This is a genomic window from Pseudomonas sp. FBCC-B545, from assembly GCF_059134095.1.
In genome coordinates this window covers 2,972,791-2,988,035 of the sequence record NZ_CP101441.1, presented here as the reverse complement: position 1 = coordinate 2,988,035, position 15,245 = coordinate 2,972,791, and the positions used below count along the sequence as shown (strand labels likewise).

At 57.0% G+C, this 15,245-nt stretch carries 16 protein-coding genes and 1 pseudogene; 7 read left to right on the top strand and 10 right to left on the bottom strand.

Features of this window, described 5'->3' with window-relative positions; genetic code table 11:
- Nucleotides 1–11 precede the first annotated feature (11 nt).
- From NMB39_RS13795 to NMB39_RS13785, 3 genes are all read left to right on the top strand, one after another.
- Complete coding sequence (locus NMB39_RS13795) at nucleotides 12–2,054, top strand: DNA cytosine methyltransferase (protein ID WP_494339052.1); 2,043 nt, start codon at nucleotides 12–14, stop codon at nucleotides 2,052–2,054.
- Nucleotides 2,055–2,880: 826 nt separating this feature from the next.
- Complete coding sequence (locus NMB39_RS13790) at nucleotides 2,881–3,609, top strand: hypothetical protein (protein ID WP_494339053.1); 729 nt, start codon at nucleotides 2,881–2,883, stop codon at nucleotides 3,607–3,609.
- Nucleotides 3,606–3,818 (top strand): hypothetical protein, encoded by a 213-nt coding sequence (locus NMB39_RS13785; protein ID WP_078468267.1) that lies wholly within the window; start codon nucleotides 3,606–3,608, stop codon nucleotides 3,816–3,818. Before NMB39_RS13790 ends, NMB39_RS13785 begins: the two co-directional genes overlap by 4 nt.
- A 345-nt stretch (nucleotides 3,819–4,163) precedes the next feature.
- Here NMB39_RS13785 and NMB39_RS13780 read toward each other — a convergent pair whose 3' ends face one another.
- Nucleotides 4,164–4,355 carry a hypothetical protein gene (locus tag NMB39_RS13780; protein ID WP_494339054.1) on the bottom strand — a complete coding sequence of 64 codons (192 nt, stop codon included), beginning with the start codon at nucleotides 4,353–4,355 and terminating at the stop codon, nucleotides 4,164–4,166.
- A gap of 176 nt (nucleotides 4,356–4,531) precedes the next feature.
- Here NMB39_RS13780 and NMB39_RS13775 point away from each other — a divergent pair, with 176 nt between their 5' ends.
- From NMB39_RS13775 to NMB39_RS13760, 4 genes are all read left to right on the top strand, one after another.
- Complete coding sequence (locus NMB39_RS13775) at nucleotides 4,532–4,750, top strand: hypothetical protein (RefSeq protein WP_494339055.1); 219 nt, start codon at nucleotides 4,532–4,534, stop codon at nucleotides 4,748–4,750.
- Between the two features lie 2 nt (nucleotides 4,751–4,752).
- A complete protein-coding gene (locus tag NMB39_RS13770; RefSeq protein WP_056847731.1) occupies nucleotides 4,753–4,962 on the top strand; it encodes a DUF4224 domain-containing protein in 210 nt (69 codons plus the stop codon).
- Nucleotides 4,963–5,997, top strand: coding sequence for a site-specific integrase (locus NMB39_RS13765; protein WP_494339056.1), 1,035 nt, complete (start codon nucleotides 4,963–4,965; stop codon nucleotides 5,995–5,997).
- Nucleotides 5,998–6,354: 357 nt separating this feature from the next.
- Nucleotides 6,355–6,531: a DUF3606 domain-containing protein gene (locus NMB39_RS13760; RefSeq protein WP_494339057.1), complete on the top strand. Its 177-nt coding sequence runs from the start codon at nucleotides 6,355–6,357 to the stop codon at nucleotides 6,529–6,531.
- Nucleotides 6,532–6,564: 33 nt separating this feature from the next.
- On the opposite strand, the gene NMB39_RS13755 is transcribed toward NMB39_RS13760, so the two are convergent.
- The 9 genes and pseudogenes from NMB39_RS13755 to pstS all read right to left on the bottom strand — a co-directional run bounded on the left by NMB39_RS13755 (nucleotide 6,565) and on the right by pstS (nucleotide 15,103).
- On the bottom strand, nucleotides 6,565–7,476 hold the full coding sequence (locus tag NMB39_RS13755; protein ID WP_494339058.1) for an ADP-ribosylglycohydrolase family protein: 912 nt from the start codon (nucleotides 7,474–7,476) through the stop codon (nucleotides 6,565–6,567).
- Nucleotides 7,477–7,937: 461 nt separating this feature from the next.
- On the bottom strand, nucleotides 7,938–8,246 hold the full coding sequence (grxD, locus tag NMB39_RS13750; RefSeq protein WP_057023954.1) for a Grx4 family monothiol glutaredoxin: 309 nt from the start codon (nucleotides 8,244–8,246) through the stop codon (nucleotides 7,938–7,940).
- Nucleotides 8,247–8,609: 363 nt separating this feature from the next.
- Nucleotides 8,610–9,635, bottom strand: a pseudogene (locus NMB39_RS13745) (IS66 family transposase).
- 285 nt (nucleotides 9,636–9,920) lie between these two features.
- Entirely contained in the window at nucleotides 9,921–10,547 is a 627-nt protein-coding gene (locus NMB39_RS13740; RefSeq protein WP_057024100.1) for a hypothetical protein, read from the bottom strand.
- Nucleotides 10,547–11,245 carry a hypothetical protein gene (locus NMB39_RS13735; protein WP_057023955.1) on the bottom strand — a complete coding sequence of 233 codons (699 nt, stop codon included), beginning with the start codon at nucleotides 11,243–11,245 and terminating at the stop codon, nucleotides 10,547–10,549. Before NMB39_RS13735 ends, NMB39_RS13740 begins: the two co-directional genes overlap by 1 nt.
- 55 nt (nucleotides 11,246–11,300) lie before the next feature.
- Nucleotides 11,301–12,062 (bottom strand): phosphate ABC transporter ATP-binding protein PstB, encoded by a 762-nt coding sequence (pstB, locus tag NMB39_RS13730; protein ID WP_043047778.1) that lies wholly within the window; start codon nucleotides 12,060–12,062, stop codon nucleotides 11,301–11,303.
- Nucleotides 12,063–12,137: 75 nt separating this feature from the next.
- A complete protein-coding gene (gene pstA / locus NMB39_RS13725) occupies nucleotides 12,138–13,031 on the bottom strand; it encodes a phosphate ABC transporter permease PstA (protein WP_057023956.1) in 894 nt (297 codons plus the stop codon).
- Nucleotides 13,028–13,996, bottom strand: coding sequence for a phosphate ABC transporter permease subunit PstC (gene pstC, locus NMB39_RS13720; protein ID WP_057023957.1), 969 nt, complete (start codon nucleotides 13,994–13,996; stop codon nucleotides 13,028–13,030). Before pstC ends, pstA begins: the two co-directional genes overlap by 4 nt.
- Before the next feature lie 75 nt (nucleotides 13,997–14,071).
- On the bottom strand, nucleotides 14,072–15,103 hold the full coding sequence (pstS, locus tag NMB39_RS13715) for a phosphate ABC transporter substrate-binding protein PstS (protein ID WP_494339059.1): 1,032 nt from the start codon (nucleotides 15,101–15,103) through the stop codon (nucleotides 14,072–14,074).
- Between the last annotated feature and the right edge of the window lie 142 nt (nucleotides 15,104–15,245).

Here is a 15,245-nt window from a genome sequence, read left to right as displayed (position 1 = left end):
GAGGATCCCCTATGTCCGCACAACAGAAGAAACACGCCTTCGATTTCAAAACCCAATACGGACTCGGCTTCAACCCTCAGGACGATGAGATCGTTGTCGACTTCTTCTGCGGTGGCGGCGGCGCCGGTACCGGCTTGGAAATGGGCCTGGGCCGCACCGTGAACGTGGCCAAGAACCACAGCCCGCAAGCGATCAGCATGCACACCATGAACCACCCGGGCGCCCAGCACTTCACTACCGACGTGTTCGAGGGTGATCCAGACACCGAGTGTGGCGGCAAGGCCGTGGGCTGGTTCCACATGTCGCCGGACTGCACGCACCACAGCCAGGCGGCCGGCGGACAACCGCGCAAGCGCGAGATCCGCAACCTTTCGTGGATCGGCCTCAAGTGGGCGGGCATGAAACGGCCGCGCGTGATCAGCCTGGAGAACGTGAAGCAGATCCTGCAGTGGGGCCGACTGATCGCCAAGCGCGACAAGGCCACCGGCCGTGTGGTGAAGATCGGCGGCGAGATTGCGGCACCAGGTGAAGTTGTGCCGGTGGGCCAGCAGTTCCTGATCCCTGATCCGAAGCAGCGCGGCCGGACCTGGCGCCGATTCGTGGCCCTGTTGGAGGGCATGGGGTACGCCGTAGAGTGGAAGGTAATCAGGGCATGCGACTTCGGCGCGCCGACCAGCCGGGAGCGCCTGTTCATGATCGCCCGGTGCGACGGTCAGCCAATCGTGTGGCCTGAGCCAACCCATGCCAAACATCCCGGCAAAGGCCAGCAGAAGTGGAAAACCGCCGCTGACTGTATCGACTTCACTGACCTGGGCAAAAGCATTTTCGGTCGCAAGAAAGACCTGGCGCCGGCCACCCTGCGCCGTGTTGCCAAGGGCATGAAGAAGTTCGTAATCGATAGCGCGGCGCCGTTTATTGTGCCGATTGCCAACTGGTCAGGCGAGACTGTGCAATCGGCCGACGAGCCGCTGCGCACCGTCACCTCCTACCCAAAGGGAGGCGCCTTCTCGGTGGTCAGCCCTATCATCGCACCGGCTACGCATCAGGGCAGCGATCGCATCAATGACCCGCTTGACCCGCTGCCGACAGTTACCTGCGAGAACCGCGGCGAACTGACACTGATCAGCCCGTTGATGGTTGGGGTCGGTGGACCCGAGTATTCAGGCAAACCGGTGGGCATTGACCAGCCGGTGGGCACGCTGATGACCCAGAACCACCGCGCGATCGCAGCGGCACACCTAGTGAAGTTCCGCTTCGATGACGCGGGCAAGGCGCTGGACGAACCACTGCCGACCATCACCAGCGGCGGCAACTATCAGCGCCCGGCCGGGGCCGCTCACGCCATGGGCATCTCCACGGTGTTCATGGCGCAGATGAATGGCGGCTTCAACACCACGGCCGCCAAAAGCATCGAAGACCCATTGACCACGGTGACCAACACCGGCAGTCAGCAGCAACTGGCGGTGGCGAACCTGGTGCACTTGCGTGGCAACTGCGATGCGCGGGACGTAAACGACCCGCTGCACACCGTGAGCGCCGGCGGCCAGCACCACGGGTTGGTCAGCGCATTCATGGAGCGGGCATTCGGCGGTAGCGTGGGCCAGCGCCTGGATGATCCGGCGCCGACCATCACCGCCGGTGGCGGCGGCAAGAGTTCACTGGTGTCGCTCACCCTCTCGCCAGAGCATGAAGCAGGCGCCCTGCGCGTTGCCGCCTTCCTGATCAGCTACTACGGCACCGAGAACATCAGCGCCTGTGACTCGCCGGCGCCGACGATCACCACAAAGGACCGTCTGGCCATGGTCACGGTGATGGTTCAGGGCACGCCCTACGTAATCGTCGACATCTGCCTGCGGATGCTGAAGCCGTCCGAACTATACAAGGCCCAGGGCTTCCCGGCCGACTACATCATTAGCCACGGTGCCGACGGCAAGCCGTTCACCAAGACCCAGCAGGTGCACATGTGCGGTAACAGTGTCAGCCCGCCGCCAATGGCTGCACTGGCTAGGGCCAATGATCCATGGCGGTTATCTCAGCTCCACGCCGCTGCTTAAGAGCGGGTCTTGTCGATTTCGGCAACCCTATAACCTTCCCACTTGGCATAACAGGCAGGAGTCAGTTTAAGACGCAGGAGATTCTTCTCAATGCAATGATCCAATATGTGTAGCGCAAAGGAATAACTGCTTTGAGTTTCATAGGGGTACGCCCGCCTCCTTCCATTCGTAAAATAGAAGACGATCTTGCGTTCCCCGTCGGACCTCAAAATCTCAGACACATGCTCAAGATTGATAATGCTCTGGCCGAAATGAAGAAGCCTCCGGTTCGGCAAATTTAAAAACTCGTTCTGTATTTCAGCTTCTGAGAACATCCGCTTTCCTACTCCATTGCTAGTTATCGATCGCTCCTGCACAAAGCGGAACTCAACGAAACCCTACTCATTATTAAGGCAAAACGCCACACCAGTGAGTGGATGCGTCCTCCCGATAACGCAAATCCTGTAACCCCTCCCCCTTCAAAGTCAGCCGCTATAGCTCATATCAAGGGCAGGCGATCGGCTTTCGAGACTGCTCTTTCGTCCACATATTCTGGCCTTTGATAGACCCTTTCGTCCAAGACTCACTAACCAGTGAGCAGTTGTCGTTTAGTTTCTCGACAAAAGTCCTGGGATAGCCTTCGGGTTCGTCGCCTATACGCAGCCAATTTGGATCTGTGGATGTAACAACCGATTTATTTGAACTGCAGGCTGCCAGTGCAGCTAACGAGAGCATCAGAACTACTTTTTTCATGGAAATCCTAGGCAATCCGACAAATCGTCGGGCCATTATCTTGCCACTAATCCTTTTTAAACACAGCCCGCTCTAGGCGCCTGATGGTGAAGCCATGTCTGAAATAAAGGAACGCCCCATTCTATTCTCGGCGCCGATGGTGCGCGCCATTCTGGAAGGCCGGAAGACGGTCACGCGCCGGGCAGTGAAAGGTTTCCAAATCCCTACCGAGGACACCGCCATACCGATTGGCGATCGTCAGCGCTGGAGCGCTATAGGCCAGCGAGACCCACGCTATGGCTTCTGCGTATTCGGATCTACCGAAGCAGAGTGCGCCAAGGAGCTGGAAGAGTACGCACCTTGCCCATATGGCCGACGCGGCGACCGGCTGTGGGTGCGGGAAGCTTGGCAAGCTGACGCTCAGGTGGATTTTATCGCTCCGCGAGAGCTGAGCAATGGCGAACCTATCCGGTACCCGGCAGATTGGGACTTCCGGCAAACCGGTTGCGCGATGATCAAGCCAGGGAAAATTCGGCCTTCAATTCATATGCCTCGCTGGGTCAGCCGCATCCTGCTGGAGATTACCGACGTGCGCGTCGAGCGGTTGCAGGACGACGAAGGTGAGACGGCCTACGAAAGCCGCTACATCGCCGAGGGCATTAACCGAATCCATCAGGGCGACGGCGATTATGCTTTCCACCCTTTCAAGTCCGAGCCAGGCCCAGGCAACTGGACTGACCCTTTCGACGCCTGGCGAGAACTGTGGGTGGGGATCAACGGCGCCGAGTCGTGGAACTCCAACCCGTGGGTCTGGGTGGTCGACTTCAAGCGGGTGACGCCATGAGCCTCCGCCAACGAATCATCACCTACATGAGCGGCGTACAAGGCGCTGGCGGTTGGTTCTGCACCTGGTGGTTTCGGTTTCACATTGAGCCGTTCACCACCAAGCAGATCCGACGGGAGCTGGAGCTGATGAAGCGCGATGGCCTCGTTGAGTCGGACCACAGCCAGAGCAACAACACCAAATGGAAACTGGTCGAGGTGACGCCATGATCGCCACCCTCTGGTTCGCCTACGTCTTCATCTACCGAGGGCCGAGGCCGTGAGTAATTTCCACTGTAAATAGTCGGGAAACCGACACTTCAACGCGCCGACCATCAAGGCTCACCAAACAAGGAGAGCCACATGAGAGCGTTCGCACAAGCAATTATCACAATTGCACCAGTGACCAACCGCAAATCCAGGAATCGTTTCCTCCGTGAATGCGACAGATGGTCCAACCGCCTATACAGGCGGGATTTGATCAGCCTTCAACAACGCCAGGATCTGCGGCGGCAAATCGCAGCAGCGTGCTTGGTGGCGTTGATGTAACCCCTACATGCCTGTCGGTGGGCGGATTCACGGCAACTGACTGTCGATCCATCGTTCAGCTGCCGCCATCGCCTCATCAAGCGCTGCCGGATAGTCAGGCCAAGGGCCTTCCAACTCTGCAGCAAGCTCACCCAGGCCATTGATGGGTGCTGGCTCAATGATCTTTGCTGCAACAGGGCTCTCGTCGTTCGGGCGGCGCCAATCGAACTTGAGAAACATCACGTGGCCCCGGTAAGCGTGCGCTATCGGAGCATCGAAGTTGTGTGACACGTCCATGCCTCATCACGAACTTAGTTGAACCCTTTTGTACACCGCTTCGGTTCTGTTTGAAAGATAGGCAGAAAGCTATCACTCCAATCCCCTATACGCCGCCCCGCGCGGCTAGGACACACCCCATGTTCGCTATGAAACTCACCCTGATACTGCTGGGCGCTTTGCTGTACCTGGTAGGAACCCTTGGCTGGTTCTTCTGGGCCGGGCCTAACCTTGTTGCCACCGGCACCAACGGTGCACTGATCTACGCCTTCGTCGGCACCTGCGCTTGGCTGCTGATCAGCTTCGCCATTGCCATCCACATCATCAAGACAGCGCGGCCCACGGTGGGCGGGAGGTAATTATGGAAATTCACTTTCTGTCACATGAGGAGGTTTGCACGCTCACCGGCGCAAGGACAAAAGCCGGGCAGGTGCAAGTGCTCAGGCGAAACGGGATTCGCCACACCATCAAGCGCAGCGGCTGGCCTTGCGTCATAGCCAATGCGCTAACCGGAGAGGCGATCATCGAAACTACGACAAAACCAAAATGGCAGCCGCGGCTGGTGAGTTAAATGGGAAGGAAACCAACACAGCCTGACAGCGTTACGCGCTTAAGGAAGCGGAAGCAACGTAGCGGAACTATCTATTACTACTACGACCTCGGGGGATCGCCAAGGAAGGAACTTGCCCTGGGCAGCGACTATGGAATAGCTATCGTGGAGTACGCAAAGCTTGAGAAGAGCCGCGCGTCCTCGGCCCTGGCCCAAGACGTGCTGACCTTTGCCTACGTGGCAAACATCTACATGCACGAGGTGGTGCCTACCAAGAGCTTGGCCACTCAAAAGGACAACACTCGGGAGCTGAAGCAGCTGCTGAAATTCTTCGATGATCCGCCCGCGCCGCTGGAGGCGATCGAGCCTCAACACGTCGTCCAATACCTGCGGCAGCGCGGCAAGACAGCTCCGGTGCGCGCCAATCGTGAGAAAGCTCTACTCAGCGCCATCTGGAACTTTGCCCGAAGCAGCGGTTATACGGCCCTGGCCAACCCGTGCGCCGGCGTTAAGGGGCACAAGGAGTCCGGGCGTGATCAGTACATCGAGGACGAGATGTTCGCCCTGGTTTATCAGCACGCTGAACAACCGCTACGGGACGCGCTCGATTTGTTCTACCTGACCGGGCAGCGCATCGCTGACACCCTGAAAATGGATGAGCGAGATATCCGCGACAATAGGCTGTCCGTGAAGCAAGGTAAGACGAATGCAAAAAGGAGGATTGAGATAACCGGGGAGCTGAAGGTGGTGATTGATCGAATCATGGCCAGGAAGGACGGGCATAAAATCCGGACAAGCAGGCTCATCGTTATGGATAACGGACAGCCTATGACCAGCAGCATGTTGCGAGGGAGGTTTGACGCGGCCCGTGAGGCGGCCGGTGTTCAGAAAGGAGACTTTCAGATGCGCGATCTACGCGCCAAAGCCGGTACCGACAAAGCAGAATCCAGCGGTGACATCCTACAGGCTCGCGACCAACTTGGGCACACAACTGTCGTCATGACAGAGAACTACATCCGTAAGAGGATCGGCAAGAAGGTCACGCCGACGAGGTAAATTATGCACCGCAATAATTTTAACCCCCTTGAAAACAAAGGCCTGCAAGGGAGGTAAAATTTGCCAAAAGCGGTGCAGAATATAGGCTAACTTGTTGTATTTAAAAGAATACCTTGTGGACTTAAAATCCCCCGCTCGTAAGGGCGTCCCGGTTCGATTCCGGGTTCGGGCACCATAGATATCAAGGGCTTGCCGGGGAAACCTAGGCGGGCCCTTATCTTTTCCGCTCCGCAATCCTCTCCTCCGCGTTTTGTCATATCCAGCTCCCTCCTTAAATCTCAACCGAACTACCCGCGCTTTCAAATGCTCTACCGAAAGACGCCTGAACATCTCCAGGCCAACCCGCAGGAGTGGACTATGTCTGACGATCTGAAAAACCGTGGCCCTCAAGACCGTGCTCGAGTGAACACTTCAGAAACTTGGGAGTTGAAGTATTGGACGAAGGAGTTTGGCGTGACTGAGCAACAGCTCAAGGATGCGGTAAAAGCCGTTGGCCCGATGGTTACAGATGTGCGTAAGAAACTCGGCCAATAGCATCAAACTCGCCCTGCGCTTTTGCGGGGCGCGTTAGTGATCGTCACCCATCTGCATTAAGGCATCGGCCGTACTCTGGATATGCTCACGCATCCACACCTTGCCCAGCCAATCCTCGGGAATACCTTGCACACCATAATAGGCGCCGGCCACCTGCCCAACGATTGCTGCGGTAGTGTCCGCATCGTCTCCCAGGTTCGCAGCCATCAGCACGGCCTCGGCAAAGCTATCCGTCTGGTGCAAGCACCACAGTGCCGCTTCCAGCGAAGCGACTGCATAACCTGAGCCGACAATGTCAACGCAGGCCTTTTCTCGATAGTGCCCTTGGGCAATGGCTATCACTTTTGGCTCGGTCAAGCCGGAGCATTCCACCTGCAACACCTGCGCTTTGGCATCACCACGTAGCGCGCTGGTAAGCACCCTCGAAAGTACCAGACAACACTCAACCGCTTCTAGAGCGGCGTGTGTCGTACGAGAGCTATCGGCTGAAAAGGTCTGGATTCGACTGCTATCAGGGAAGTAGAAGAGCACGACAGGGGCGAGCCGCATGATTGAACCGTTGCCCGCTGAGTAGCGATCCGTGGAACCGGCATAAGGATCGCCGCTGCGTTGAAAGTCGGCCAGTGCCTGACGCACCGTCAGGCCAATATCAAAACAGTCCCCCGTAGAGCTCAAGTACCCCGACGTCCACCATTTCAAGTAACGGGCCATCTGATCGCCAGCGTCAAAACCACCTTTGTGCAGCAGGCTCTCAGCCAGACAGAGCGCCATGGAGGTGTCGTCAGTCCATTGACCAGGCTGCAGATTAAAAGGGCCTGCGCCGATCATGCCAGTAACAGCCTCAAATGAACCACGCGGCATAAACTCAACCGTGGTTCCTACGGCGTCACCGCAGGCCAGGCCCAGCAGACAGCCACGAAAACGATCCGACAGAGAGATAGGCATTTGTAATCAGCTCATTGATAAATCAGGTCGCAGCACTATTGCAGTTCCACTCTGCTTGGTATGTAAGAAGTGACCGACTAATTTGTGTGACATGCTGCACTGCAATAGATACGAGGCTATCGCCCACCACAAGACAGGCTGATGACGCCAACACAAATGAGGCCATATCAGCCTGCAAAAAGAGCACGAATTTATTCATCAAAACACATTCATATAAATCTGACACCTTTTTCAGTCATTTTTTGTAGGCACTTCAGCGAGTTAGCCGCTAGGCAAGTGCCATTTAAATCCTCCCCACTTTTTCGTGCATTTTCTTTTTTTCGATATAAACGGGGCGAAGCAATTAGGTATTAGGCGTTAAGCCAGTTTCTGCTGCTCTAGCAAGCACTGGCTTAGCCATGCCCTGCCTTTTTTCAGTTTGCCTTATTAAGAAAATCTTAGCGCTGGCGACAATACTTTGTTTAAGCGCCTAGCATTTGTTGTAACTCTCCGGTTCCATACATATCTATCATGATGTCGCTCCCGCCAACGAACTCTCCCTTAACATAAAGCTGCGGAATAGAAGGCCAACCAGAATACTCCTTTATCCCCTGTCGCAGCTCGGCATCTTCAAGAACGTTAACTGTTTTTATCACACCGACAGCGCAGTCATTTAATATTTTAATGGCTGCTGCGCTAAAACCACATTGAGGAAACTGTGCTGTACCCTTCATGAATAGAACGATATCGTGATTTTTTACGATATCATCGATTTTTTGTTGTGTGCTCATCACGCCACCTGTTTTAGAAGTATCAGAGAAAAGCATGTTGCGCGCATGCGTGTGTAGATTTATAACTGTGGTTTTATTTGATAGCTACTGTTAAATATGACAGTTTCTTGGTGTATTTTGTTATATGTACGCATTATTCAGAAGCTTTAAATATAATAAGCATGACTGGAGCACGTTAAAACTGAAACTCTACGTGAAATTGCCGCGAGCGCCGCGGCTGAAAGTACGTACCCTTGGTTGCCAACAGGGCAAGCACGGCTTCTTCAATCAGTTTATCGTCGTATTCCATGATCGTTGCTCCGCTCGTATTCTTTAAAGCTCACCGTAAATCCTGCCAGCCAGCAAGATGGATAGCGCGTTTAACTACGCGATACCCGGCGAGCAGTTCCAGGGCAGTAAAGCTTCGTAATCCTCAACCGAAGAAGCCGTAGGCAGGCGCTCAAGTGCGTGGCGCAGCCACGAATAGGGGTCTTGGCCGTTGGTTTTGGCGGTCTCGACCAAGCTGTAAAGTTGGGCACTAGCCGTCGCGCCTTTGGACGTGTCACTGAACAACCAGTTCTTTCTTCCGATCACGAAGGGCTTGATGGCTCTTTCGGCAGGGTTGTTGTCGATGGCATAGCCTTCCTCGACGTACCGCTCTCCTGCGCGCCCAGCGCGTTGCAACCGACGTAATCATCGGTCATCACGTAGCCGCGATAGCCATCAAGCAGGCGCGTCGGCACCTCCTGAGCCCGGCTGGTAGAGTAGTCGAAAAGGAACACTGGTTTATCGGGTCGGCCGCCGGTTTGCACCCATATCCAGGACTGGCTGCTGGGCTCCCGATCCTGCTGTTTCAACACCTGCATGCGGGTTTCATCGCAGTGGATGACGCGGCTTTCCAATAACTGGTCGCGCATTAAATTCAGCAGTGGTTGCAAGTGTTCACCGCACTGGATAACCCAGCGGGCCCAGATCCGGCGGGGGATATCGATGCCATGGTGGCCCAGCACTTTTTCAAAACGGTGAAGCGGTAAACCGTCCACGTATTTGGTGGTCAGCAGCATCGCCAGCACGCTTGGGCTGTCCATACTTTTTTTCAATCAACTGAGCGTGTTTGCGGCAGTCGCAGGCACAGGTCAGTTCATGTTCGGGCAGTTCGTGGATGACTTCGATGCGGGGGAGATCGGCCGGCAGCACTTTGCGTTTGCCACGCCGCTGGGTCGGCGCAACAGCCTCTTCTTCTGCCGCTTCATCAATGGGCTCGACGACGCTTTCCGCCTCATTGAATAGGGCCAACTGCGGCGTTGCCGGATCAACCGCCTGTTCGGACTTGCGTCCGACCAGGCGCTGACGCAACAGCGCATTTTCTTCTTCGAGGAAACCGACTCTGGACTGCATCTTCGCAAGCATCTGCTTGAGCAATTCAGGCCAACGATTCCCAGACAAAAAAAGCGGACAGCAGGCTGAACCCGGTCCGACGCAGTAAACGCCACATTCTCTAGATCCCTCTATGTGGCCTTAAGCCACCAATGAAGGGCGATCATAGGATGTCATTTTGATGGCGTCAATTAAGCGTGCAAGTTTGTTTGATCTCTAACACTCGGCGAATAACGCTGAAAAGTATGACTTTTTCATCTGCACACTCATCATCGGCCACGGGCATTCAAGCGTTTTTTGCGTGACACCCGTTTGACCTCAGGAAGAAAAAACCTCAGCGCCTTGACGTGCCGGCTGGTGATATCGAGGCATTTGCTGCCTGACCAATTGCGCCTGAACCCCCGCCACCGCATCGAGCACTCTCTGCGCCCACTGCTCATCCTGCGGGTCAACCACGACCACACGAAAGCCATGATCGTGACCTTCAATGCGCACGCCCTCGGAGTCATCCACGTGCAAATCAATATCGAAAGCCGGCGGGAACTTCGACGGAGTATTGGCCAGCCCGTGCGCACTGAGGGCGTCGTTATGCAGGGTGCTGTTCACCACCCCGTCAACGCGGATGCCGTACAGCATCAACCAACGCCTGATATAGGAAGGTGCCCGACCCGACGAGGTATAGACCCAGATGCTGCAACCCTGGCGCCGCAGCTCGCGGGTCAGGGAACGGGTGCCGATACGCAGCGGCTCGCCCCACCAGCGATGGGCGCAGGCTGGTAGCCAGCTGCTCTCCACGGCGGAGTGATGGAGCTGGCAGGCCAGGGTGTCGTCTATATCAAACGAGATGCGTATGCGCGGGCGCGTGAACGCGCGCGTGGACAGGGCTTGTACGACTCGGCGGGCGGAGGTTCGGCATTTGCCCGCGAGTGTTGGATACCAACGCATCATTGGCCTTCCCCATGGATGGGCTGCGGTGTGTCGCTCAAGAAAAACGCCTTTGGATCAGGAGCCTGTTCCTCCAGGAAAGCCGCGTATTTTTTCTTGATCTTGGGCAATTCATACAACGCCTTGACGCCATGCTTGGCCGAGTTGCGGATCACCGAGGACGGGTTGAAGTAGCCCTCGGCATTTTCCAGTGTCAGCACGAACGGAGGCAAACCGGCGCGCATCAGCAGGTAGCTGACGATCAGCGAGCCGCTGCGGTTGTTACCTTCGATAAACAACTGCGGCTTGCTGAGGATACGTACATAGACACCCGCCGCACGCTTCCAGACGGACTCACTGCGATACGCGCAATACCAATTGAACAAGTCCTTGATGCCGCCTTCAACGTTGTTGAAGAAGTGCTCCTCGGTCGCGGCCAGGTGCTGGGAGTATTCCACCCGACGCGCCGGGTCTCGACCGCACAGGACCGTGGCATTGATCTCCAGCATCAAGTCCAGATGATGAAGATCAAACAGGTCGACACCCCGGGCCACATAGTCGTCAATCAGCGCGTAACCCTCAAGTACATTGAGCAGCACTTCGTCGGTCAAGGGGTCACGCGGCTCGGTAAATTGCGTGCTGAGCTCGGCAAAGCGGCCCTGCACTTTACGCAGGGCGCGTTCAATCGCTGACAAATCAAGACGATGGGTTACAGGCATTGATATTCCAGGGAAGACGTTGGCACAGGTACCGCCTTTATCGAACATGGATGGCTCAGCTGAACTTACCGCTGATGTAATCCTCGGTCATTTTTTCCCGTGGGTTGCCGAACACCTGGGTGGTCGGGCCCATCTCCACCAGGTAGCCAGTGCGCGTGCCCTGGGAAATATCCACCGAGAAAAACGCCGTGGTGTCCGCCACGCGGATGGCCTGCTGCATGTTATGGGTCACCAGGGCGATGGTGTAGTCCTTCTTCAACTCCACCATCAGCTCTTCGACCCGGCGGGTCGCAATCGGGTCGAGTGCCGAGCAAGGCTCATCGAGCAGCAGCACTTCCGGCTCGGTGGCGATCGCACGGGCAATACACAAACGTTGCTGCTGACCGCCGGAAAGCGACAGGCCGCTGACCTTGAGCTTGTCCTTGACCTCGTCCCACAGCGCCGCACCCTGCAAGGCGTGCTTGACGCGATCGCCCAGGTCGCCCTTGTAGCGGTTCAGACGCAGGCCGAACGCAACGTTGTCGAAGATGCTCATGGAAAACGGGTTGGGCTGCTGGAACACCATGCCGATGTAGCGGCGTACCACCACCGGATCGACGCCCTTGCCATACACGTCTTGGCCGAGGAAATGCACATGGCCTTCGAAACGAAAGCCCTTCACCAAATCGTTCATGCGGTTGAGGCTGCGCAGCACGGTACTTTTGCCGCAGCCCGACGGGCCGATGAAGCCGGTGATCTTGTTTTTTTCAATCGGCACATGGCTGTCACGCACCGCCATGAAGTTGCCGTAGAAGATCCTGTCCAGCTTGCAGTCCATGACCACAGGCGACTGGGTGACAAACGGAGCGGCTACTTGCGCAGTTGATACGTTCAAATTCAGATGCTCCCGTTCTTAATACTTGGGCTTGCCGAAGATACGGCTGACGATATTGACGACCAGCACGATCATCACCAACACCAACGAGGCCGCCCAGGCGAGCTCGAGTTGGTTGTCGAAGGGCATGCCGGAGAAGTTGTAGATCAGCACCGCAAGGGAGGCGGTCGGGTTCATCACCGACAGGTCGCCGTCGTGGAAGATCCAGTAGTTGCTGAACAGCGCGGTAAACAACAGCGGCGCGGTTTCGCCCGCAGCACGGGCCACGGCGAGCATCACGCCGGTGAGGATCGCCGGCAGGCCGGTGGGCAAGATGATTTTCCAGATCACCTGGGAACGGGTGCAGCCCATGCCGTAGGCGGCGTCCTTCATGACCTTGGGCACCATGCGCATCGACTCTTCAGCGGTCAGCACAACGATCGGCAGCATCAATACCGCCAATGCCACACCACCTGCGGGTGCCGAATAGGTGCCGGTAGTCATCACCACCAGCGCATAGGCAAACACCCCGGCCAGGATCGACGGCAGGCCCGTGAGCATCTTGGCGGCAAAGCGTGCGGTGTTCGCCAGTTTGCTGTCCGGCCCCAATTCAGCCAGGAAGATCGCGGCCAGGATGCCGACCGGCACCGCGATGGCGGCAGCGATGCCGACCATCACAAAGGTACCGGCCATCGCGTTGCCGAAACCGCCGCCGGTCTCGAAGCCGGTGGGCGGCAGTTCGGTGAACACCTCCAGGCTCAAGCGTGCGCCGCCACGGGTGATCAGCATGTAGAGCACGGAAATCAGCGGCACACTGGCGAGCAGCGCGCCAAACCACACCAGCGTAGTCAACACCAGGCTACGCAGTGCACGCCCTTCGAATTTGCGTTGCAGGCTCGGCACCGCGGTTATAGGGGACGTGAGGTTAGTCATTGTTTAGTACCCCGCTGGGCGTAGAGCATGATCATGGAGCCGATAACGTTCACCAACAGTGTGATGAACATCAGCACGAGGGCGGCGTACATCAACACCTCGATCTCGTTGGGCCCGGCTTCGGGGAAGTTCAGTGCCAACAAGGCGGCCAGGGTATTGGCCGGCGCGAACAGCGAAAGTGAAATGTTGTTGGCGTTGCCCACCAACATCGCCAGCGCCATGGTTTCACCCAGTGCGCGGCCCAGGCCGAGTACCAGGGAACCGAAGATACCGGTGGCGGCGGATGGCACCATCACCTTGAGAATCGCTTCCCAGTGGGTGGTGCCCATGCCATAGGCGGCCTGTTTGGTTTTCATCGGCACGCTGGTCAGCGCGTCCTGGGACACGGCGGCAATCGTCGGTAGGATCATGATCGCCAATACCAGCGCCGCCGGCAGCAGTCCAGGCCCGCTCAACGAGGTGCCGAAAAATGGTATCCAACCCAGCTCGCTGTTCAACCAGGTGGTCAGGGGCCGGATCGCCGGAATCACCACGTAGATGCCCCACAGGCCATACACCACGCTGGGGATGGCCGCGAGCAATTCGACGATGGTACGAAATACCGCGGCCAGCTTCGCCGGCAGGAAATCCTGGGTCAGGAAAATCGCCATGCTGACGCCGAAGGCGCCTGCAATCAGCAGCGCAATCAGGGCGCTGTAGAGCGTGCCCCAAATGGCCGGAAGAATGCCGTACTTGCCTTGGTTAACGTCCCAGACACTGCCAAACAGCACGTCGAACCCGTGCTTCTCCATGCCTGGAAGGGCCTTGCGTCCCACCTCGAAAACCAAGGCGACGACCAATGCCAGAATCAGCACCACACCGATTTTCGCAAGCGCACGGAAGGTGCGGTCAACCAGGAAATCCTTTGCCGAGGGTGGTTGGCAGGCAGAGGCCGGGTTAACCGGTACGACGAAAGGTTTGATCATTGGTCAATTCCGGAACAAAGGGGGAAACGCTCCCGGCATGGCTGGCAGCACACACCGGGAGCGGCCGCACGGGTGTTACTGGATGTTGGCGGAGGCTTTGCGCACCTGATCGACCACCGATTGCGGCAGCGGGATATAACCCATCGAATCGGCGATTTTCTGCCCTTCGGTCAGGCTGTATTCGACCATTTCGCGCATGGCCTTGGCCTTGGCCGGGTTACCGTTGTCCTTGCGGAAGATCATCCAGGTGTAGGAAGTGATCGGGTAGGACTTGGCACCGTCCGGATCCGGCAACCAGGCCACCAGGCTTTCCGGCATCTTCACCGCGGCCAGGGCCTCGGCACCGCTTTCGGCGTTCGGCACCACATACTGGCCGGCCTTGTTTTGCAACTGGGCAAAGTCAACCTTGGCCAGCTTGGCGAAGCCGTATTCGATGTAGCCGATAGCGCCCGGCGTCTGGCGTACGGTGGCGGTCACGCCGTCGTTCTTGGGCGATTTGATGAACTTGTCGCTGGCCGGCCAGTTAACGGTGTTGCCCTCCCCCAGCGCCTGCTTGAACTCAGGATTGATGGTCGCCAGGTGCTTGGTGAAGACCGCCGTGGTGCCGCTGGAGTCCGCACGTACCACCACGGTGATCGGCGTATCGGTCAGCTTCAGGTCCGGGTTGGCGGCCACGATCTGTGGGTCATTCCACTTGGTGATCTTGCCCAAAAAGATATTCGAGTAAACGTCGCGTGGCAGCTTGAGGCCCTTGGGATTGCCCGGCAGGTTATACGCCAGCACGATTTCACCCGCAGTCATCGGCAGCAACTGCACGCCTTCAGCAACCTTGGCGATGTCTTCGTCTTTCATGGCCGAGTCACTAGCGGCGAAATCGACGGTTTTGTTCAGGAAGTCCTGCACACCGGCGCCGCTGCCCTTGGATTGATAATCCACGGTGACGCCAGCGGTCTTCTTGCTGAAATCCTTGAACCAGGTGAGGTAGATCGGTGCAGGGAAGCTGGCGCCGGAACCGGTGAGGCGCACGCTCTCGGCGGCGAAGGTCACGGAGGAGGCACAAAGAGAAACCGTAACGGCCAGTGCTGCAGACTTCATCAAGCTTTTCATTAAAAGGAACTCGTTGTGGTGACGGGCTCCCGAACTGTGCAGCAGGGTTGTTACATTTTTATGAAAATTGAGTGGCAAACCGGGGTTTTGTCCCGGTTTGCCACTACAGCCCGGTATTTTTAGGCCATTGGTTAGTAACAAA